The 22149-nt window shown below is 48.2% G+C and carries 21 protein-coding genes; 3 read left to right on the plus strand and 18 right to left on the minus strand.

What is annotated here, in order from left to right:
- Window positions 1-149 precede the first annotated feature (149 nt).
- From LQE92_RS01355 to LQE92_RS01425, 15 genes are all read right to left on the minus strand, one after another.
- A complete protein-coding gene (locus LQE92_RS01355) occupies window positions 150-845 on the minus strand; it encodes a response regulator transcription factor (protein ID WP_231061217.1) in 696 nt (231 codons plus the stop codon).
- The gene (locus tag LQE92_RS01360) at window positions 823-2364 is read right to left on the minus strand and encodes a histidine kinase (protein WP_231061218.1); all 1542 of its coding nucleotides are present in this window, start codon (window positions 2362-2364) and stop codon (window positions 823-825) included. Before LQE92_RS01360 ends, LQE92_RS01355 begins: the two co-directional genes overlap by 23 nt.
- Before the next feature lie 105 nt (window positions 2365-2469).
- On the minus strand, window positions 2470-2724 hold the full coding sequence (locus tag LQE92_RS01365; RefSeq protein WP_231061219.1) for a hypothetical protein: 255 nt from the start codon (window positions 2722-2724) through the stop codon (window positions 2470-2472).
- Window positions 2725-3340: 616 nt separating this feature from the next.
- The gene (locus LQE92_RS01370; RefSeq protein ID WP_331001208.1) at window positions 3341-4618 is read right to left on the minus strand and encodes a serine hydroxymethyltransferase; all 1278 of its coding nucleotides are present in this window, start codon (window positions 4616-4618) and stop codon (window positions 3341-3343) included.
- Between the two features lie 250 nt (window positions 4619-4868).
- Window positions 4869-6068, minus strand: a complete 1200-nt coding sequence (gene ftsZ / locus LQE92_RS01375; protein ID WP_231061220.1) for a cell division protein FtsZ — start codon at window positions 6066-6068, stop codon at window positions 4869-4871.
- Window positions 6069-6254: 186 nt separating this feature from the next.
- Entirely contained in the window at window positions 6255-7016 is a 762-nt protein-coding gene (locus LQE92_RS01380; protein ID WP_231061221.1) for a cell division protein FtsQ/DivIB, read from the minus strand.
- A gap of 13 nt (window positions 7017-7029) precedes the next feature.
- On the minus strand, window positions 7030-8196 hold the full coding sequence (locus LQE92_RS01385) for an FtsW/RodA/SpoVE family cell cycle protein (protein ID WP_231061222.1): 1167 nt from the start codon (window positions 8194-8196) through the stop codon (window positions 7030-7032).
- Between the two features lie 30 nt (window positions 8197-8226).
- Window positions 8227-9585, minus strand: a complete 1359-nt coding sequence (gene murD, locus LQE92_RS01390; RefSeq protein WP_231061223.1) for a UDP-N-acetylmuramoyl-L-alanine--D-glutamate ligase — start codon at window positions 9583-9585, stop codon at window positions 8227-8229.
- 15 nt (window positions 9586-9600) lie between these two features.
- Window positions 9601-10557 (minus strand): phospho-N-acetylmuramoyl-pentapeptide-transferase, encoded by a 957-nt coding sequence (mraY, locus tag LQE92_RS01395; RefSeq protein WP_231061224.1) that lies wholly within the window; start codon window positions 10555-10557, stop codon window positions 9601-9603.
- 98 nt (window positions 10558-10655) lie between these two features.
- Window positions 10656-12410 carry a peptidoglycan D,D-transpeptidase FtsI family protein gene (locus tag LQE92_RS01400; protein ID WP_231061225.1) on the minus strand — a complete coding sequence of 585 codons (1755 nt, stop codon included), beginning with the start codon at window positions 12408-12410 and terminating at the stop codon, window positions 10656-10658.
- 29 nt (window positions 12411-12439) lie between these two features.
- The gene (locus LQE92_RS01405) at window positions 12440-14422 is read right to left on the minus strand and encodes a peptidoglycan D,D-transpeptidase FtsI family protein (protein WP_231061226.1); all 1983 of its coding nucleotides are present in this window, start codon (window positions 14420-14422) and stop codon (window positions 12440-12442) included.
- 52 nt (window positions 14423-14474) lie between these two features.
- Window positions 14475-14999 carry an FtsB/FtsL family cell division protein gene (locus LQE92_RS01410; protein WP_231061227.1) on the minus strand — a complete coding sequence of 175 codons (525 nt, stop codon included), beginning with the start codon at window positions 14997-14999 and terminating at the stop codon, window positions 14475-14477.
- Window positions 15000-15039: 40 nt separating this feature from the next.
- Window positions 15040-15975 carry a 16S rRNA (cytosine(1402)-N(4))-methyltransferase RsmH gene (rsmH, locus tag LQE92_RS01415; protein ID WP_231061228.1) on the minus strand — a complete coding sequence of 312 codons (936 nt, stop codon included), beginning with the start codon at window positions 15973-15975 and terminating at the stop codon, window positions 15040-15042.
- A 2-nt stretch (window positions 15976-15977) separates the two neighbouring features.
- Window positions 15978-16409: a division/cell wall cluster transcriptional repressor MraZ gene (gene mraZ / locus LQE92_RS01420; RefSeq protein WP_334301388.1), complete on the minus strand. Its 432-nt coding sequence runs from the start codon at window positions 16407-16409 to the stop codon at window positions 15978-15980.
- Between the two features lie 199 nt (window positions 16410-16608).
- Window positions 16609-16755, minus strand: a complete 147-nt coding sequence (locus LQE92_RS01425) for a Spo0E family sporulation regulatory protein-aspartic acid phosphatase (RefSeq protein WP_231061230.1) — start codon at window positions 16753-16755, stop codon at window positions 16609-16611.
- A 203-nt stretch (window positions 16756-16958) separates the two neighbouring features.
- Here LQE92_RS01425 and ychF point away from each other — a divergent pair, with 203 nt between their 5' ends.
- Complete coding sequence (gene ychF, locus LQE92_RS01430; RefSeq protein ID WP_231061231.1) at window positions 16959-18056, plus strand: redox-regulated ATPase YchF; 1098 nt, start codon at window positions 16959-16961, stop codon at window positions 18054-18056.
- Window positions 18057-18128: 72 nt separating this feature from the next.
- Here ychF and LQE92_RS01435 read toward each other — a convergent pair whose 3' ends face one another.
- From LQE92_RS01435 to LQE92_RS01445, 3 genes are all read right to left on the minus strand, one after another.
- The gene (locus tag LQE92_RS01435; RefSeq protein ID WP_231061855.1) at window positions 18129-18404 is read right to left on the minus strand and encodes a DUF1292 domain-containing protein; all 276 of its coding nucleotides are present in this window, start codon (window positions 18402-18404) and stop codon (window positions 18129-18131) included.
- A 199-nt stretch (window positions 18405-18603) separates the two neighbouring features.
- Complete coding sequence (locus tag LQE92_RS01440; protein WP_231061232.1) at window positions 18604-19875, minus strand: sensor histidine kinase; 1272 nt, start codon at window positions 19873-19875, stop codon at window positions 18604-18606.
- Entirely contained in the window at window positions 19872-20549 is a 678-nt protein-coding gene (locus tag LQE92_RS01445; protein ID WP_231061233.1) for a response regulator transcription factor, read from the minus strand. The genes LQE92_RS01440 and LQE92_RS01445 overlap by 4 nt, the downstream gene beginning before the upstream one ends.
- Window positions 20550-20741: 192 nt before the next feature.
- Between LQE92_RS01445 and LQE92_RS01450 the strand changes: the two genes are divergently transcribed.
- Window positions 20742-21464 (plus strand): polyphosphate polymerase domain-containing protein, encoded by a 723-nt coding sequence (locus tag LQE92_RS01450; protein ID WP_231061234.1) that lies wholly within the window; start codon window positions 20742-20744, stop codon window positions 21462-21464.
- Window positions 21461-22147, plus strand: a complete 687-nt coding sequence (locus LQE92_RS01455; RefSeq protein ID WP_231061235.1) for a DUF4956 domain-containing protein — start codon at window positions 21461-21463, stop codon at window positions 22145-22147. The genes LQE92_RS01450 and LQE92_RS01455 overlap by 4 nt, the downstream gene beginning before the upstream one ends.
- Window positions 22148-22149 lie beyond the last annotated feature (2 nt).

The following is a 22149-nucleotide window of genomic DNA, read 5'->3' on the forward strand; positions in this document are numbered from 1 at the left end:
TCTATTATAGTGGTTTCTTTCTGCAGAATCTGTCAAAAATAAGGGGCCAGACAGCATTTTTCATCGACTCTTTTCGCACCAGGGCGCACTTTTCTATGAAAAAAAAGCCCTGAAAGTATCTTCCGATACTCTCAGGGCCGTGAATATTTCTAAAGACCGTGTTCTATATACTCTTTCGGCGTCATATCATATTGATTTTTAAATATCCGATAAAAATAATTCAAATTGTTGTAGCCGGCCATATCGGCTGCCTCTTTGATGGAATATCCTTGCTCCAGAAATTCTCTGGCCCTTCTCATCCTTACCTCATTATAGTAAGCTGTAAAATTAGTGTCCAAATATTTTTTAAAAAAACGCGCTACATTACTTTTACTCATGGACAGCGCCTTCGCACAGTCTGCCAAACGGATATCCTCCGCGTAATGAACATCTATGAACTCCAGCAATTGATTAAAGGAAGGATTGTCGGAATACTTATATCCGACCACCCGTTTCATGGTCTCGCAGAACTGCTCGTACATGACCGGTTTAAGAAGAAAATCCTTCGCGTTCATCCTCAGCGCCTGCTGGACATATGCAAAGGAATCAAACGCCGTGATGATAATAAAGTTCACGTTCCCAGAGTATTCTCGGTTCACCTTCTCCATAACCTGAAGACCATTCATACCCGGCATCTCAATATCTAAAAATACGATGTCCGGCCGGAGCCGGTATATGGCTTTGACCGTCTCATCTCCATCCTTTGTCTCACCGACCACCTCCAGAGGCAGGTTGTTTTTCCGAATAAAATACCGGATGATCTCACTGGGGGCACTTTCGTCATCAGCCAGTAAAACCCGTTTCATCAGCATTCCTCCTCTCTTCTATGGGGATATAAATGACTACGGCAGTCCCTTCTTCAGAAGAATCCACTTGATACCCGAAGCTGCCTCCATATAAGGATTCCAGCTTCCGCACTACCATGGCTGTGCCATGTTCGGCACAGCCGTTCTCGATTTTTTCCCGCAGAGCCTTGAGCGTTTCTGCTTCTATCCCCTCTCCATTATCAATGACCGTCAGTTTGATCCTATTTTCCTCCCGTTCCGCCCGGACGGAAAGTTTCATTTTTCCTTTTTTGTTTTTAAACCCATGCTTAAAGCTGTTTTCTGCCACAGGCTGTAAAAAATTAAAAGGAACCTTCTCCTGAAGCAGCAGGGATGAAATCATATATTCTACCTCCAGCCGCTTTCCGAACCGCAGTCTCTGAAGATTTGTATAATTTTTCAGATATTCGATCTCCTCTCCCAATGTCACAAAATAACTGCTCGTACGCAGCGTATAGCGCAGAAGCTGAGAAAGATCTCCCACCGCCTGATAGGTCTGCATCGCCTCCTCTTTCACCGCAAGTCCCGCAATCGTATTCAGCGTGTTGAACAGAAAATGCTGGTTGATCTGCAGGTTAAATGCCTGGTCCTGAGTGGTCTTTAAAGACTCCTGAAGCATTTCTTCCTCTTTTTTCCGGTCAGACAGCACTCTTACATTATGCTGGAGCGCCACCTGCATCTGGCACAGCTGATAATGATTGCAGATTGCTTCAGACAATTTATGTATGATCTGGACGATACCGGTCACCGTACTGTCCGGCACATTATAGGGAAGCCCTTCCTCTGTTTCATCTCCTTTTCTCTCTCCGGTGCGGACATGCCCTGCCTTGATATATCCCAAAAATTCTCCGTCTGCTACAATGGGAAGCGCATAAACCCAAAGACCGTGCTCACAGACATAGGCAGAAGCCCCTTCATAATAAGGTGGAAACCAAAAATTCTTTTTCCGAATGAGCGGACAATTCTCCAAATCCTCATCAATACGGCAGATATTCTTACAGTACTCCGGATAATCTTTACTCTTATAGACCAGCTTCCGTTCCGAATCAAAAATGGCAAGAGGCATTTTAAGAGGTGCGAGCATACTCCGGAATAGTTCTTTTACTGTATCCCTTAAAAACTCTTGTTTGTCTATGCTCTCCTGTTTCCTAACCCGCTCTGCTTCATTCATCCGCACCTTCGGCACCGCCGTCAGGGCCGGTATGGAAATCAAAAGCTTGACAATAGGTTCTTCTCCATCGTTTATGGATTCATGGGCCATTCCGGTAGAAATATGATAGATGCAGCCCTTCTCAAGAACACTTTCTTCTTCTCCTATCCGCTGTCTTCCGTGCCCGCTGATGACATACATCAGCTGCTCGTCCCCGCAGTGAATATGTCTCGGCTGCACGGTACCTGGAAGCATTGTGCTGATTCCCACTCTCATGTTATCCATGAACCCTTCTTCAGGCTCATAGAGCCATTCAATCATTCCCCAATCCAGCTTTTGTATCTTCCCCATGGAATCACCTCGTTTTATTATAACATATCTCTATTCTAACAAAAATAACCTTTATCATAAAGCAATACTTTGCCGAACCAAGTGCGCCCGCCCGGAGGGCATGTATTAAGGGATGCCCTTGGGTATAATAGAAAATACTTTTTGTCCCAGTTTAGACACCGACAGAAGTTCCGAGCCGTCACGATTTCGGCTCGCTGGCGATGCAGGAGCCGCTTTATCCCCGCTTCGGCAGTACCGCTCACATGTCGACAGGAAATCTTTATGATTTCCTGTCTCCTGTTCGCTCAAAAACGGAATCGGATTTTCCGTTTTTGCCTCCCTCTGCCTGGGGAACACCGGCCGCTGCCCTGCGGCGCTCACCTTTAGGCCGGCCCGGAATCATTCTGCCGGTTTTCTGTCTGCCGCACCGTTTCAGACATGCGCCATTTTCCTGATTCCAAAAAAGGATCGGATATCCACAGGGCCCGCACGCCTTACGGCAGCAGGCCTCCGTGGCCGCTCCAATGGCTTTCACAACAAATGAGAGCTTATTTCGGTGCGGGAAGAGGAGCAGGAGGAACGATCCGATTCCATCGTAAGGGGAGCGTTGCAAAGGCGTTAGCAGGATCTTTACGGCCGCAGGGAGGTAAAAACCGAATTTCATGCAGGTTTTTATTGGAATCTGACATGGAAAAATATCGATTTATCCATGTCAGTTGGAAAGGACCGACCGGAGACCGTAAAGATGCTGGTTACGGCTGCCAGCGACCCGCCTGGATGGAAGCGGACTTCCTCCTGTCTCCTTTGATTCGTTAAGATAAGTTTGTTAGAAAGGTATTCAAAGGTATACCTTGCCGCGCGAAGTGCGCCTGCCCGGAAGGCATGTATTTAGGGGGACCCTTGGGTATACCCTCTTCAAATATCAGAAAACGGCAGAGGCCAAACATGTCCCCGCCGTTTTCTTCTATGGGAATTCAAAATAATCTTACTGCCGCTTCTAATCGCAGGGATTCCATTCCTCCGCGAACATCGGATATTTCTCCGCTTTTTCCTTGACGGCTTTTCGGACCTCTTCAAGGATTTCTTTGTCTTCATAATGCTTCAGAGCTTTCGCTAAAAGCCTTGCGGTTTCCCTCATGTCTTCCTCCTTAAACCCTCTCGTGGTGAGAGCCGGGCTTCCAATCCGAATACCGCTGGCCAGATTTGCGCTCTGAGGATCATAGGGAATCATGTTTTTATTGACCACGATACCCACGCTTCCCAGCACATCTTCCGCTTCCCGCCCCGTGGGGATCAGCTCTCGTATATCCACGAGTACCAGGTGGGTTTCCGTCCCTCCGGAAACCAGCCGCAGTCCGCACTTTTTCAGTTCATCTGCCAGAGCCTCCGCGTTTTTCAGCACCTGACTCTGATAATTCCGGTACTCCTCTGTCATACACTCTTTAAAAAGAACCGCTCTAGAAGCGATCATATCCATTTTCGGCGCCCCTTGAAGGCCTGGGAATATCTGCTGGTCGATTTTCTTTCCCAAGGCTTCCTTACACATGATGACACCGCATCCCCTGGGGCCCCTGAATGTCTTATGGGTGGAGGTGGTTACCACATCGGCATAGGGTACAGGCGACGGTATCACTCCTGCCGCGATCAGCCCCACTGGATGAGCAATATCGGCCATCATGTACGCCCCCACTTCCTTTGCTATTTCTCCAAATCTCTTATAATCTACTTTTCTGGGATATGAAGAGGTACCGCAAATGATAAGCTGCGGCTTATGTTCTTTTGCCAGGCGTTCTACCTGCTCCATATCAATGGTCTCCGTCTCCCTGTTGAGTCCGTATTGTATGACACTATAGGTCTTTCCACTGTAGTGGAACCGAGCCCCATGACTCAAATGACCGCCTTGATTAAGCTCCATGGATAAAATCGTATCCCCGGGTTTTAAGATAGCCCTCAGGACTGCCACGTTGGAAAGAGTCGAGCTCATACTCTGAATGTTTACATATTCGCAGCCAAACAGCTCCTTACAGCGCTCAATGGCCAGCCGTTCCACCTGGTCAGCGATCTCACAGCCTCCGGCAAAACGCCTCCCCGGATATCCTTCCGCGTTTTTATTAGCCCAAACGGTTCCCTCCATTCCAACTGTTACAGGAGAAGCATAATTTTCCGACGCGATTAGGCAGAGCGTCTCCAGCTGCCTTTTCTCCTCCTGCTCCGTATATCCGGCAATTTCCGAATCAAACTTCCGTATCTGTTCAAAACTATTATCCATATACATATCCGATTCCTCCTGTATGTTGTCGGGACATGTGCCCTTTTGATGACATTATTATCCCACTGCAGGACATTTGTTTCTAGGAACCAGTCTGTCAGTTTATTGCACAAATCACGCACTGCCTTGGAGGAGCAGGTGTGAATGGATAATACCGATGTCTAAAACTAAAAGAAATGATCACTTAAAGGACAACAAAAAAGGATATCTTTTCAGATATCCTTTTATATAGATATTAAACTACTATTTTCAACTTTTATTTTTTGGTCCTCTGAAGAAAATCGGGTATCGTAATGCCTTTATTCTCCGGGGCTTTATATGTAGCGCCGCCGCTGAATCCTGTCGTCGAAGGGCGCACCGGTACGCTTCTTCTCTCCGGCATGGAAACTCCTGCCGATGCAGGTTTTACCGGTGCAGAAGGAGACACGGAAGACGCTGCAGGCTTCACTGCTGATTTATAAGAACTGAAGCTGGATGCCGGCTGTGACACAGGAATCTCTGACTCAAAGGTCTCCAGCCCGGTGGCAATAACGGTAATACTCGCTTCATCCTGAACGGTATCGTCATACATGGCGCCGAAGATAATATTGGCATTGTCTCCTGCAAGCTCCTGAACGTAGCTGGCCGCTTCGTTTGCTTCCATCAGGCCGATATCGCCGGAAATATTGATAATAACATGGGATGCACCCTCGATGGTAGTCTCCAGAAGAGGACTGGATACGGCTTCTTTGACCGCTTCAATCGCCTTGTCATCACCCTTAGCCTTGCCGATGCCGATATGAGCGATGCCTTTGTCAATCATAACTGTCTGAATATCAGCAAAATCCAGATTGATCAGCGCAGGTACATTGATCAGGTCCGTAATGCCCTGGACAGCCTGCTGAAGCACCTCGTCCGCGCGTTTCAGAGCTTCCGGCATCGTGGTCCTTCTGTCTACAATCTCCAGAAGTTTATCATTGGGAATGACAATCAAAGTATCAACGCTTTCCTTCAGGTGCTCAATACCTGTCAAAGCGTTGTTCATACGTGTTTTTCCTTCAAATTTAAACGGCTTGGTGACAACTCCGACGGTAAGAATCCCCATCTCCTTGGCAATCCCGGCTACAACAGGAGCCGCACCGGTACCGGTGCCTCCGCCCATACCACAGGTCACAAAGACCATGTCGGAGCCTTTGATCGCAGAAGAAATATCTTCAGCACTCTCCTCAGCCGCTTTCTGGCCCACTTCCGGCTTGGCGCCGGCGCCAAGGCCCTTGGTCAGCTTCTCACCGATCTGAATGGCAGTGGGAGCCTTACACAGCTGCAAGGCCTGCTTATCCGTATTGATACCGATAAATTCCACTCCGCAAATATTTTCATCAATCATACGATTCACAGCATTATTGCCAGCGCCGCCCACACCGATGACAATAATTTTTGCTGAGCTCTCTGACTCATTAATCTTGATTTCTAACAAAACATATTCCTCCCTTGATGTATCACTCGAAAAGCCGACATCGGCCGGCTGGCGTCATTACTTCCTATAGCATAAGTTATTTTTCCAAAATAATCAACTACTACTTTCATAAAAATCCATTAATTTTCTCAAACGATTCTCCGTCATTTCCATATGTTTCCAGTTCCTTCCCTTCTCTGTTTTTTCTCAGTTCTGGATAAACGGATACGAAGGATTCAAAGCGTCAGGAGTATATTCGTTGAGGTAAAGAGTTCCCGAAAGGCTGGATATCTGCGGATACATATCGTGGAATTCCGAAATTTTTTCAGCCATATACTGATTGCTTCCCAGTACCACACGGATGCCTCCCACATAAATATCCACATTTCCCGAATTGTCAAAGCTCAGCTTGTCCACCTGGATCTCAAATCGTTCCAGGAGCTGGGACAGATTCAGGATTTCCCCGAAGATTCCCTCATCTGCCACTGTGAGCTTCTCATACATGACGATGCTTTCGAACCGCAGTCCCGTTACCAGCGGCACCGACGGCGTCCGTTCACTGGAACTCTCAACGATGATGCCGTCCTTATCAAAATACATGTACGTTCCCATGTATTCAATACAGCCGGCCAGGCTTTTTTCATATACCGTAATCTTTGCGGAATGAAGGCCTGTAACGCTCACATGGTATTTCTCAATAAACGGGATATCTTTATGCTCCCGGAACTTGTCCTGATAGACCGCATAAATGGTATTCCAGTCCCTATCCTCCGTGAAGATCATGGAGATCAGTTCCTCATTTGTATAACGTCTGCTGCCGGTCACCGTCACTTCCGTTATCCTGGTTGTCCACGCGAACAGAAAGACGCCTAAAGCAAGCGCAGCCGATGTGCCGAGAACAACCAAGGTCCGTCGTGTGTGCCTTCTCTTTTTTGCCGGTCTTTTCCCACTTCCGTTTTCTTTCCTCATCCTGCCGCCCTCGTCATCTTTCGTACTTAATGCTGTTGGATACGCTTAAGGCGGCTCCCATTTCCATCATGAGGAATACCACGGAAGTACCCCCGTAACTGATAAACGGGAGGGTAATACCGGTATTGGGAATGGTATTAGTGACCACGGCGATGTTGAGGATCACCTGCAGGGCTATATGGGACATGATGCCCACCACCAGCATCGCGCCGAACAGGTCAGGTGCATTGTTGGCAATGACCACAAAACGCCAGATCATGAACAGGAAAAGCAGGATGACACAGATTGCGCCAAACAGTCCCAATTCCTCACAGATAATGGAAAATATCATGTCATTCTGAGCCTCCGGCACGAACCCCAGCTTCTGCATGCTCTCTCCAAGCCCTTTGCCGAACAGCCCGCCGGAACCAATGGCATAAAGTCCCTGCAGCACCTGATGCCCGCCCTCCAGGGCGTAAGCCGTGGGATTTTTCCATACCAGGATACGTTCGAGCTGATATTCCTTCAGGATATGCAGTTCAATGATCTTATCTGAAAAAACGGTGATAAAGACCGCCGCCGCCGCCACAGCCGCCACAGCTATGATGAACCTCGCCTTTTTTCTGCTGGCCACGAAAAGGACCAGGAACACAATACCAAAGAGAATGATGCCGCTGCTCAGGTTATTATCCAGCACCAGATAAATGAGAGGCGCCTGAATGGCAAATATCAGAAGCTGCACCTTCCACATATCAATTTTCTTAGAAAATTTGTTTACCAGACTGGCCAGGGAAAGAATCAGAGCCACCTTCACCGCCTCCGCTGCCTGGAACAGGGATGTGGAACCAAAACCAAACCACCTTTTTTTTCCATTGTATTCAATACCCAAAGGGGTGAAATTCACAAGGATCATGAGTACGATCGCCAATATGTATGCCAGGACCGCGAGCTTGGCAAACTTATGATAATCGATCTTTGATACCAGAAACATGCAGATGATGCCGAGGATCAGAGCAAAGCCCTGTTTCTTCAGATAGAACAGAGAATCTCCTGTCTTAATCTGTGCCGCATAAGAGCTGGAGCTGTACACCATGATGAGGCCAAAACAGCATAAAAAGATAATGACCGCCAAAAGGCCATAATCATAATATCGCTGAGGTTTATTCCGTTTTTTCCTTAATTCGTCATTTTTATTGCCCATCTGCATTCTCCAACTCCAAATAATGTTCCGTTACTGTCTGACCAGTTCCTTAAAAACTCTTCCCCGCTCTTCATAGTTCTTGAACATTCCCCAGCTGGCACAGGCAGGCGATAAAAGTACCGCATCACCGGGAACTGCCGTTTCTTTTGCAATCTTGACCGCTTCCTCCATAGAATCTGCGAAACAGAAATCCGCAAAGCCGCACGCTTTGGCTTCTTTAGCTATCTTCTCCGCAGTCTGGCCCAGAAGGACCATCTTTTTCACCTTTCCGTCAAAAGCCTGAATCCATTCTCCATAAACAGATCCTTTGTCGTATCCTCCCGCGATCAGCACAGTGGGGCGAGACATGGCGCGAATTCCCTGAATGGCCGCATCCGGATTGGTACCCTTGGAGTCATTATAATATGCGACCCCGTCCTTTTCCAGCACAAATTCTATCCGGTGCTCCACGGCCTGAAATTCCTTAAGAGCTTTCCGGATCACCTCCATGGGAACTCCCATTGCAAACGAGACGGCCGCCGCCGCCATCGCATTTTCATAATTGTGGACGCCCAGAATATGAAGCTCCTCTGTCCGCACCACAAGCTCCCGTTTCTCTCCGTCCAGCTCACTGATGATCTCATTCTCTTCCAGGTACATTCCTCCCGGAACCCGCTGTCTACTGCTGAAATAGATGGTCTTTGCTTTTATATCCCTGCCGAATTTTCTCAGAATCTCATCCTCATAGTTCAGGACACAAGTATCAGAAGGTCCCTGGTTCTTTGCCACCAACTCCTTGACCCGTATATATTCTTCCATAGTCCCATGCCGGTCCAGATGGTCAGGGGTAATATTCAGGATGGCGCTCACATCAGGCCGGAAATCCATGATCGTCTCCAGCTGAAAGCTGCTGACCTCCGCCACCGTAACGGAATCTTCCGTAGTCTCCAGGGCTTTTTCCGTATAAGCCGTGCCGATGTTTCCCACAACGAAGCTGCTTGCATAATATCTGCTGAAAATCTCACCCACCAAAGCCGTGGTCGTTGTCTTTCCATTGGTCCCCGTAATGGCAGCCAGCCGTCCTTTGGAATTCTGGTATGCTGCTTCAATCTCGCCCCATATGGGAACGCCGGCATCGCGGAGTTTTTTCACAAAAGGAGCCTTCATGGGAATGCCGGGGCTGATGACGCATACCTCCGCCCGTTCTGCCGTCTCATCAGGAAGCTCCCCAAGAACAATCTCTATCTCACCGTTCGGAAATTCTGCGGCCAGTTTATCCTTAGAAAGGAACTCGTTTCCATCGTATAATAGGATGGGCTTCCCTGTCTTCAAAAGCATTTTGGCGGCTCCGATCCCGCTGATGCCCCCTCCGGCCACAAGTACTTTTTTATATCCTGTCTTTTCTTCCATTTCTTTTCCTTTCCGCTACATTGCCATATAAGCGACCAGACAAAGAATCGCAGTCACAGCGGAAAATACCGTCACAATCCTCGTCTCCGACCATCCGCCCAATTCAAAATGATGGTGAATGGGCGCCATACGGAACAGTCTCTTGCCATGGGTCTTTTTAAAATATGCCACCTGCAGAATGTCCGATAACGTTTCCACAAAATAAATGAATCCCACCAAAAGGATAAAGATCGGCATCTGAAGCATGAACGCAGTGGACGCTACGAACCCGCCGAGGGCCAGGGAACCGGTGTCACCCATGAATACCTTGGCCGGATACGCGTTAAACACCAGGAAGCCGAGAAGACTGCCCACCACGGCCCCTGTTATCGGATCGATCCCGCTCTTTTCCCCCATGGACACAATGGTAAAGAAAACAGCTACCAGAATAGTCACACTGGTACAGAGTCCGTCCAGTCCGTCCGTCAGGTTCACGCCGTTATCAGTGCCCAGCACGATGATAAAAAACGCCGGTATAAAGAACCAGCCCAGCTCCAGGGTCTTTCCCCCTGTAAAAGGAATGATCATAGCTGTCGATACCACATCAGAGGTCATCAGATAATAGCACAGAATACCGGCGATTATCAGCTGCCCTGCCAGCTTTTGATATGGTTTAAGGCCCTCAGAACGCTTCAGGACCACTTTTATGAAATCATCCAGGAGTCCTACTATCCCAAAACCCACCGTGGTAAATAAGATTGGAATGATTTTCGGATAATCTTTTACAAAAATCAGGCTGGTGACCGATATGCTGATGATTATCGCCAGTCCGCCCATGGTGGGCGTGCCTGATTTTTTCGCGTGGCCCTTCGGTCCCTCCTCCCGGATAGTCTGACCGAATTTCAGCTTCCTCAGAAAGGGAATGAGGATCGGACACAAGACCGCGCTGATGGCAAATGAAATCAATACGGAAATAATTGCTGCATATTTCATATGGACACTCCTGTATTCTTTGTCTGTATGTTGTATGATGAATCCTCAACTGTTACAGTATAAGACTTTTTCCATGAAGAATCAACCTCTAATAGCCGCTAATTTTCTGCAGTTTCCTCCTCTGTCACGGCTTCCCGCTCAATCCCCAGATACGGCAGGATATTGTCAAACACATCTGCCACCACAGGCGCTGCGATGGTGCCGCCGTAATAGATTCCCTCCGGTTCATCTATGGTGATCAGAGCGATCACCTGTGGATTATCCGCAGGTGCAAAACCGATGAATGAGGAAATATACTTGTTCTCACTCCTGGGCAGCTTCTCTGAGGTCGCCGTTTTGCCGCCGATTCTGTATCCTTCCAGATAAGCCTTATGGCCGGTGCCTTCCGCTACCACCTGTTCCAAAATATAGCGCATGGTCTCGCTGGTCTCTTCGGATACAATGTGCTCCGTAGTGTCATAGGACAGCTTCTCAATGACGGTCTCCTCACTGTTTTGTACCTCCACGCCGAAGTGCGGGGTTATCCTGGTCCCGCCGTTTATGATGGAGCTGGCCGTAGTGATGAGCTGCATCGGAGTGATCTGGAATGACTGGCCGAAGGAAACTGTCGCCAGCTCCACTTCTCCCATATTGTCCTGCTTGTGCATAATAGTCCCGGCTTCTCCCGGCAGGTCGATTCCCGTCCTGCCGAGCAGGCCGAACTGGTTAAAATATTTATACGTATTGGTGACTCCCAGCCGGAGTCCTACTTCAATAAAGACCGGATTGCAGGAATTCATCGCTCCCTGGAGAAAATTCTCGGCTCCGTGTCCGGCAACTTTATGGCAGTGGATCCTTCTGTCTTCCACGATTTTATATCCGGGGCAATAAAAATTATCAGTGAGGGATACTACCCTTTCTTCGAGGCCTGCCGCAGCCGTTATGATCTTAAATGTGGAGCCGGGTTCATATGTGTCATTGATACAGGAATTTCTCCACATCTTATTGAGAAGGTCCTGATATTCTTCGTCAGTCACAGACGTATCCATTTGATAATTCAGTGTAAACGGATCGTTCAGGTCAAATTCCGGTACGTTGACCATGGCCATGATCTCCCCGTTTTGGGGGTTCATGATGATCATGGATACTTTTTTTGCATTCTTTTGTTCCATGACCTTAAGGGCCGCCTGCTCCGCATATTTTTGAATGTTCACATCAAGGCTCAGGTACAGACTGCACCCATCCACCGGCTCGATCCGGTTTTCCGCCGCCGTATCAATCTCTACGCCTCTGGCATCAGTCTGTGTTAAAATGGTCCCATTCTCACCTTTCAGATAATCCTCATACATGACCTCCAGCCCGATAATTCCCTGATTATCTCCTCCTGTAAATCCAAGTACCTTAGAAGCCAGGCTTCCAAAGGGATAATAACGCTTGTAATCCTCGTCCACCTTGACCCCGTCGAGATCACACGCCCGCACGGCGTCTCCAACGGATTTATCCACGTTGGATTTAATAATCTCCCTGGAACTGTATTTTTCCACCTTTTCCCTCACTGTATCCGCGGAAACCTCCAGTTTTTCAGAAAGTACCCCTATCACTTCTTCAGCATCCGTTATCTGATTATGGATCACCGATATGGTACATACGGTCTTGTTATCAGCGATGATGGTGCCGTTAGCATCGTAAATCCGCCCTCTGGCCGCCTTGATGGAGCGTTCCCGTTCATGAAGTTCCTGAGCCAAAGCCGTATAATGAGCAGACTGAAATAACATCAGATATCCCAGCCTGCCCATTAAAATTCCAAAACCTGCCAAACATGTTACAAACATGATCAATATTTTTCTGCGGTGAAAGGTATAGTTTGGAACCATGAGGTTCCCTCCCAGGCTTTTATTACAACCTATTCGGCTCCGTCCTGAAACATTCCTTCCTCATATCCGTTCTCGTCCCCGCGCGGCTCTCCCTGGGGCACCTCTCCCTCTGGATTCTCTCCGTTTCCCGGATCTTCGCCTTCCGGATTCTCGCCCTCGGGGTTCGCTCCCTGTGCATCTGTCCCATTCGGCTCCTGAAGAGGGGATTCCGTAGTCGTTTCTTCTTCCCCGGTGCTCCGTGTGGGGAACAGATTCAGATAGGGAAGGATGTCCACCCACAGATCGTGGGTCAGCGTCGTGGCATGTCCGCCCGCCGACTGATTCTCCACATTCGGCTCGTCGATCACTACCATCATAAAATATTCCGGATTGCTGGCCGGGACAAAGCTGCAGAAAGAAACCGCATACTTTTCTTCACTTCGGGGCTGTTTCTCTGCCGTGCCGGTTTTTCCGCCGATCTCGTATCCAGGCACTACCGTAGAATACGTGGTCTGTTCATCCACCATGGCCAGCATCGCTGTCTTCAGAAAATCAGAGGTACTCTCGCTGACCGTCTCACGGACCAGTGTCTTTTCTTTGCTTTCCACGACTGAGCCTTCCGGACTCAGTACCTCCCGAACTACATGTGGGGTATAATAACTGCCTCCGTTGATTACGGAACAATACGCTGCGGCCATCTGAATCACTGTCACATTGAAATTTTGACCGAAGGAGTTGGTCGCCAAGTCGATATCCGACATGTCTTCTTTGTTTTTCAGAATACCGTATTCTTCTCCCGGAAGATCGATTCCTGTCCGGTCGCCCAATCCGAATATCGGCTGATATTTGCAGAAAGTATCCTTCCCTATCTGCCAACCGATATGCATCAGGGCGTCGTTACAGGATTCCACAATGGCCCCCTTTACGTCCAACTGGCCATGACCAGATAATTTATGGCAGTTGATCCTGCCGCCTCCGGCAATATCCTCCCCGCCATCGCACATATAAGTATCCGTTGTCTTCAGGCTTCCCTCCTCCAGTCCTGCCGCGATCGTCAGCGGCTTCGCTGTGGAGCCGGGTTCGTAGGTGGTCTGAGTGATAAAATTCTTCCATATTTCATTTTGAGCATCAGTCCGCTCATCCTCACTCATGGCGTCGATCTGCTCCTGAGTATAATAACCGCTCACGGACATATCAGACGGATTATTCAAATCAAAATACGGATAGGAAGCCATGGCCAGAACCTCGCCGTTATTGGGATTCATCACGATCACCGCCGTATTCTTGGAACCAATCTTTTCATTAAACAGCTTAATCTGATTTTCTACGATGGACTGGAGATTTACATCAATGGTCGATACCACCGTATTGCCGTCCACCGCGTCCCGCGTCACCTGCTCTGCGTCGGAGTCCTCGTTAATGGATCCATATCTCCTTCCGGGCACTCCCGCCAGTGTATCATTATAATACTGTTCCATACCGTAGCTCCCCAGGGAACCGTCTTCTGAAGCGAACCCGATCAGATCGCAGGCCAGAGATGAATACGGATATATCCGCTTGTATTCCGTTTCAAACCAGACGCCATCTATCTTATCCTTGATCTTCAGATTTTCATTGATCTCCGTTTCCTTTGCAAGGAATTTATCCCGTTTTTCCTCACTCATCCGCTTCTCATACCGGATATACCGTTTATTGGGATTTTCATTTATCAGCTTTTCCAATTCTGTCCTGTCATACCCATAGCACTCCACCAGAGCATCAAGGGTAGGGCCGGTGATGTTCTCATCCGCCGTGATCACAGAAGGATCCAGAATCAGGTTGTATACCGCCTCATTGGCGGCCAGTACCGTACCGTTCCTGTCCGTGATCTCCCCTCGTTTGAACGGAATCGTATCTGCCGTATATGTCTGCTGTGCCAGAACGGTCCTTCCGTAATCTCCTCCCTTTTGTTTGCCGATAATGCCGACGGCAATGGCCAGCCCAAATAAAACCAGCGCCACCAGGATAAAGGTGAGCGCCAGCTTTTGTTTCATATATTTTTGGAAAATCTTAGGAGTCCTTTTGGGACGGCCCTGCCGGCCGCGTCTATTCTCTGGGGATGTCTTCATATTGCTGTACGTACTCACTTTCTGTTCTGTCGTAATAGATCACCTGGCTGTCATCCGGATATACCATACCCAGTTCTTCCGTAGCTGTCTTATATATCTGATGGATGTCGGAAGCCACTGCTATCCTGGACTGTGTGGCCTCATTCGTATCCTTAAGTTCTTCCAGATTCGCCTCCATCTCCTCGATATTGGTGATCCTGGTTCTGATGGAAGCCTGTACCTTCAGATAATTCACACAGACTGCAAGTACCGCCACACAAGCCATGGTAAGGAACATGACATATGCAGGGCTCATCTGCAGCGCCTTTTCCCTGTTTCTTCTGGATCTGCGGATTTCCTCCGCCCGTCTGTCATCGGGAACGTAAAATTCCTGTTCTTCCAGCTGTCTTGCTGTATTTCCGTCTATCTCCGTATACAGATACGGTTTTCTGTCATACTGTCTGCCCGAACGTCCTCTGTATGAGTCCGCGTTCCTTCTTTTCTGTCTGCCGTTTGCCGCCATTTTTTAATTCCTCCCCGTGGCATGACCGCCCTTATGGAGCCTATGCCCTCTCAAAAACCCGAAGCTTGGCGCTTTTCGCCCGCCTGTTATCTAAAAGCTCCTCCTCACAGGGAAGAACCGGTTTCTTCGTGATCACTTTTCCTTTGCTCTTGTTTCCGCACACACACACGGGAAAATTCGGAGGACAGGTGCAGGGATTTTCATTTTTTCTAAATCCGTTTTTTACGATTCTGTCTTCCAGGGAATGAAATGTGATGATACAAAATCTTCCCCCAGGCTTTAAAAGTGAAATCATCCTGTCAATGGACCGGCTCAGTACATCCAGCTCATGATTGAGCTCGATCCGGATGGCCTGGAATGTCTTCTTGGCCGGATGGCCGCCTGACATCCTCACCTTTGCCGGTATCGCCGCTTTGATGATGTCCACCAGCTGTCCGGTGGTGCGGATTTCTTCTTTTTCTCTCGCCGCCACAATATGTTTGGCAATATTTTGCGCGAATTTGTCTTCTCCGTAATCCCGGATAATCCGGTACAGATCGGATTCACTGTAATCGTTCACGATATCCTTTGCCGTAACCGCCTGACGCTGATCCATCCGCATGTCCAGCACAGTATCCTCTTTATAGGAAAATCCCCGCTCCAGAGTATCCAGCTGATAGGAAGAAACTCCCAAATCCAGCAAAATGCCGTCCGCACATCCGATTCCCAGCTCTTTTAGTACTGCATCCATATTCTCGTAATTGTTCCGTACAATGGTCACTTGTTCTTCAAAAGGCCTGAGCCTCTCCGAGGCCGCTTCAATAGCAGCCGAATCCTGATCGATTCCTATGTACCTGCCGCCAGGTCCCAGTCTCCTGCACACTTCGAAGGCATGTCCGCCTCCGCCCAGTGTGCCATCCACATAAATTCCGGCTGGCCTGATGTTCAAATATTCTATCGTTTCGTCCAACAGCACTGATCTGTGTTCAAATCCCATGGTTAAAACCTCAGTTCTTCCAAATCTTCCGCGATTTCCTCAATCTCATCGTATACGTTGGCCTCTTCCCATGTATCACGGTTCCAGATCTCCACCCGGCTTCCAACGCCTACTAAGACTACATCCTTTTCCAGACGTGCATAAGCTCTCAGGTTATTGGGAATCAATATTCTCCCCTGCTTATCCACCTCGCACTCACCGGCGCCGCCCATGAGGAACCTGGCAAATTTTCTGGCTTTTCCCTGGGTCACGGGCAGATTTTCCATGCTGGAGACGACAGAATCCCATTTTTCTTCTGTGAATACAAACAGGCATCCATCCAGACCTTTGGTCACGATGAACTTGTCCCCTCCTGCTTCTCGAAACCTGGCGGGAACGATCAGACGCCCCTTCGCGTCCATCGTATGATTGTATTCACCCATAAACTGATTCATCATCTGTGCCACCTAACCAAAACAAATCTACCACTTTCCACCATTTTAACCCACTTTTTAACCACTTGATACTATTTTAAGCCATTTAGAGGGAAATAGCAAGAGGGATTATGAATTTTTTCGGACACGCTTTCATACAAAATAAAAAAGACTTGTTTCCAAGTCTTCTTCCTCTTTTGTATATGTTTCATATAATACATTACTTTTTTCCAGAATACTCCAGGTACCGTTCGATAAGCAAATCAAGCTTCCTACTCAGGTGCAGAATTCTGTCAGGCGCATCCTTCCGCTCAATAGCCTCCCCCAGCTCGCATCTGACTCGCTCTATTTTTTCTTTTAAATCCATAACCCCTCTGATTCCTCTATTTCATTCCTGGCCTCCTTCGCTTCTATTAGCCATTTTAATCTTTTTTTCGCCAAAAATCAAATGGATTAAGACGCCTTTTTCTGCCTTTTTCGACAGTCTCCACCTGCTTTCCTTTTTTCTCAAAGTGTGATACACTTATACGAGTTTGACGTTAAAATTGCAATATTATTAGGAGGTTTTCCATGAAATTAGGTATCGTAGGCTTGCCCAATGTCGGGAAAAGCACTTTATTCAATTCGCTGACGAAAGCAGGTGCCGAATCCGCCAACTATCCGTTCTGCACCATAGACCCCAATGTCGGCGTGGTAGCCGTGCCGGACTTCCGTCTCGGACTTCTGGCCGGTATGTACGCCTCCAGGAAGATAACTCCTGCTGTCATTGAGTTTGTGGATATCGCCGGCCTGGTAAAGGGCGCGTCCAAAGGAGAAGGACTTGGCAATCAATTTTTGGCCAACATCCGCGAGGTGGATGCCATCGTCCATGTAATCCGCTGCTTTCAAAATGACAATATTGTCCATGTGGACGGGAGCATAGATCCGCTCAGGGATATTGAAACCATAAATCTGGAGCTCATCTTCTCTGACCTGGAGATTCTGGAACGCCGGATTGCCAAGACTTCTAAAGGAGCGTTTAACGACAAAGTTCTGGCAAAGGAGCTGTCTGCCCTTAAGTCCATGAAATCTCACCTGGAAGACGGAAATCTGGCCATTACCTATGAAACAGACGATGAGGATGAGGAGGCTTTTTTACACTCCCTGAACCTTTTGACCGCAAAACCGGTTATCTTTGCCGCAAATGTAGCTGAGGACGATCTGGCCGATGACGGAGAGAACAATCCTTATGTAAAGGAAGTCCGCCAGTTCGCCGCCGGACAAGGCAGCGAAGTCTTTGTGATCTGCGCCCAGATAGAGCAGGAGATCGCTGAACTGGAAGACGATGAAAAGAAGATGTTCCTGGAGGATCTGGGATTAAAAGAGTCCGGTCTGGACAAGCTCATAAAGGCCAGTTATAAGCTGCTCGGCCTGATTAGCTATCTGACTGCAGGGGAACAGGAGACAAGAGCCTGGACTATTAAGAAAGGGACCAAGGCCCCTGCTGCCGCAGGAAAGATCCATACGGATTTCGAACGCGGCTTCATACGCGCAGAGGTCGTCAATTATCAGGACCTTTTGGATGCAGGAAGCTATGCTGCTGCAAAAGAAAAGGGACTTGTGGGGCTGGAAGGAAAAGAATACGTGGTAAAAGACGGCGACGTGATCTTGTTCCGTTTCAACGTCTGATCAGGCAAAATTGAGACCAAAAAACCGGCGGAACATATTCCGCCGGTTTTATTTATGGACAATGCACAATGATCATTCTTCTTCATCCATCTCGTCAAATTCAGCGGAATCCAGAATTTCATCAAATGCTTCCGCCACCGCTTCGTACTCTTCATCATCCTCAATATTCTGGAGGTCAGGCTCACCGTTTTCTCCTGTTACAAAACGGTACAGATAAACTTCGCCCTCTTCTCCTTCCGGCGGATTCGTAGGAAGCAGCGCGATATAATCCTTTCCAGCAGCCTCAAAGGTCGTCAGAACGATACATTCCAGCTGAGAATCGTCTTCCAGTGTCAGAGTGACGGTCATCTGTCCATCCTCACCCTCATGAATATGGTCATGACCGCAGTCACAGCCGCAGGTACCGCAATCCTCTGCACAGCCGCCTTCAAACTCTTTTGCCATAGTTAATAGTCCTCTCTTTTCTCAAAAATTGCAGGCCTCCGGGCCCGATAGTAATTGCATACACACACTGTAACAAAAAACTCCTGAAAAAGCAAGGCCTAAGTCACGGTTTAAAACGAGGCAGCGTGGCAAGAAAAGTGGTGCCTTCCTCCTTCCCGCTCTGTACAGATATCCTTCCGGCATGACTCTCCACGATATTGCTGGCTATGGACAGACCGAGCCCATATCCTCCGGCGTCTCTCGACCTGGATTTTTCTTCCCGGTAAAAGCGTTCAAATACATGGGGAAGCTGTTCTTTTTCTATATAACTGCCGGTATTGTGAACCGACAGCTTCACCTTGTCTTTGTTTCCCAAAAGAGACAAGGTAATCACTCCTCTTTCCTCCGCATACTTACAGGCGTTATCCAGCAGAATCCCCAGCAGCTGTCTCAGCCGCCCCTCGTCTCCTGACACATAAAGCTCCGGTTCAATGGCTGTCTCAAGCTTTTTTCCCTGTTCAAACATCACTGATTCAAAGGGCAGCGCGGCACTCCATGCAAGATCACTCAGATTTAATCTGGAAAAGACCGGTCTGTCTGTTCCCGCGTCTGCCTTTGCCAGCTCCAGCAGATCGTTGACCAGATCCTTCATCCGGACCGCTTCGGTCCTGGTATTCTCCACCCATTTTTCCTGATCTGCTATGGAATCCTCCTTATGACTCAGCAGAATACCCGTATTGGCCAGAATGACTGTCAGCGGCGTTTTAAGCTCATGGGAGGCATCCGCCACAAACTGCCGTTCCCGGTCCCAGGAATCCTTGACCGGCCCCACCACCCAGCCGGCCAGACAAACGCTGATGACAAAAAATACGGCCAGGCTTCCTATTCCAACCAGCAGGGATACGAAAATAAGACTCTTCATTGTGGACACCTCATCGCTTCTGTCCATGAAGACAATCTGTGTGCCGTTTGTATCCGAATATTTCAGATAACGCAGCCCCATTCCTTTCACGGCTCCCCGCTCTTTGTCCTGCGAAAGACAAAGCGCCACAATATCCTCCAGAACTTCATCTTCGATCACCAGATTTTCTCCGATCACCTCTTTCACCGAGCCGTCCTGCTCCAGCTTCACCACAAACGTCGCGCCTTCCTTTGCATCTGTCATCAGAAAAGGCCGGTCCGGCCCCAGCTGCATACTTTTCTTTCCATACCGGTCTTCCGCGTTTTCCGAAAGCCCCGGAAACTCCCTCATTACTCTGCGCTCCATGACGTCATAGCTCTCCCTGCAAAGACGATCAAAGGTCACAGCGCATACCACCGCAAAAGTAATGACCAGCACAATACTAACCAGTATCATATTGATCAGTATGAATTTCCGCTTCAGCTTTTTTATCATGGCATATGTTCCTCCATTCGGTATCCGATTTTTCGTACCGTCCCGATACTCGCCCTGGAGCCTAAAAAAGCTAACTTCTTTCTCAAAAAAGAAATATACACTTCCACATTATTGTCTTCTGCATCCGTCTCGCTCCCCCATATCTTCAAAAGGATGGTCTCCTTTGGAAGTACAGATTTTGGATTGGACAGAAGAAGTCTCAACACTTCAAACTCTTTCATTCCCAAATGTACGCTTTTTTCTCCGCATTCCAGCATATAAGTATCCAGGTTCAGCGATATATCGCCATAGGAAAGATGCTCCACCACAACCTCTCCCTTCCTCCTGGAAAGAGCCCGGACTCTGGCCAGGAGCTCCTCTGTCTCAAAAGGCTTCGTGAGATAGTCATCTGCCCCGCAGTCCAGCCCCTTTACCTTGTCGCTGGTTTCAAACCTGGCAGTCAGCATCAGGACAGGCGTCCGATTCTTTTCCTTTCTCATGGCCCGTACCACGTCAAATCCGTTCATCTTCGGCAGCATCACATCCAGAATCACTACATCATAGATGCCGCTCATCGCATAGTCCAATCCGTCCTCTCCATTATATACCATATCAGCCGTATATTTGTGCTCCCACATGATCTGTCCCAGAGCTTCGGCCAGTCTGATCTCGTCTTCTACAATCAAAATTCGCATTTCTTCCTCCCGTTTCTCATATCCTCCGCTTTTATTTATACCACAGTTCTTACTCCTCTTTCCATCAGAATAAAAGCAAACGCTGAAATTAGTCTGAAATTCCGAGGAAAATTTCAGTCTGGTTTCAGACAAATTTAAGGTTGCCTTTTTATAATGTCTCCAGAAAAGAATACTGCAGAAAGGATGATATCCATGAGTATTAAAACGTTTAAACGAATGGAAAAAAAGTTCCTCCTGACGGACCGCCAGTACGAGGAACTGAAGAATCGGATGGAGCCATATATGGAATACGACCAGTATTGTCCGGACGGTTCCTTCTATTCCATCTATAATATTTATTATGACACAGACGATTATCGGCTCATCAGAACCTCTCTCACAAAACCCTATTATAAAGAAAAGCTGAGGCTGAGAAGCTATCAGCTTCCTGATTCTCCGCAATCCCCTGTATTTCTAGAAATGAAAAAAAAGGTGGGGGGAGTGGTGACAAAGCGGCGCGCGTCCCTGTCTCTGGCAGAAGCAGACGTCTTTCTGAATCATCATAATTCTCCCAAGGACACGGCATATCTGGACGGACAGGTGCTCCATGAAATCTCATACTTCATGGAACGTCATCCCCTGTCGCCGGCAGCGTCCATTTCCTATGAAAGGGTCGCTTATTTTGGAAAAACCGATCCAGACTTTAGAATCACCTTCGATTTCTGTATCCATTCTCTGGATCTGAGATCAGATTCCACCATCCCCCGGGAACTTCTGGACCCCGGCACCTGCCTGATGGAAGTCAAGCTGGTCGGCACTGCCCCCCTTTGGCTGGCGGAAGCTTTTTCTTCTCTTCATATCCGCTCCGCCAGCTTTTCCAAATATGGCGTCATGTATAAACAATCTCATATAATCAAAGAAAAGGAGTTCCTATGAATTACATATTTTCTTCTGTAGCCGGAGACAGTCTGACTCTGTCGTCCACCGCAGCCATCCTGGCCTGCGCCCTGTTGACCGGATTTTTCATCAGCTGTATTTATATCTTCACTCATAAAGAAAGCGGATATGTCCCGTCCTTTGCGATCACCCTGATCATGCTACCTGCCATCATCGCCACCATAATTCTGCTGGTCGGCAGCAATGTGGCAAGGGCCTTTTCCCTGGCCGGCGCCTTTTCCCTGGTGCGTTTCCGGAGCGCTCCCGGCGATCCGAAGGACATCGCCTATGTATTTTTTACCGTAGCCGTGGGGCTGGCCTCCGGCATGGGATTTCTCACTTACTCCCTGCTGTTCGCCCTCGTCCTGTGCCTGGCCATGGTGATACTGGAAAAATCTCATTTCGGAGTCCCCAAAAGTGAAACCATGACGCTTAAAATCGCCATCCCTGAGGATTTGAACTACGAAGGGCTTTTTGATGAAATCTTAAAGGAATATACAGATTCCTGGAAAATACGCCGTGTCCGTACTACAGAATTTGGGACCTTATTCGAGCTGGTATACCGCATTCAAATGAAACAGAACATCAGCCAAAAGGCTTTTTTAGACAGCATCCGGTGCAGAAACGGGAATATGAACGTCACCCTGGTCCTTAACGAATATGAGGACCGCATCTATGAATAACG

The sequence above is a fragment of the Lientehia hominis genome (assembly GCF_021044755.1).
Classification (GTDB): Bacteria; Bacillota; Clostridia; order Lachnospirales; family Lachnospiraceae; genus Lientehia; species Lientehia hominis.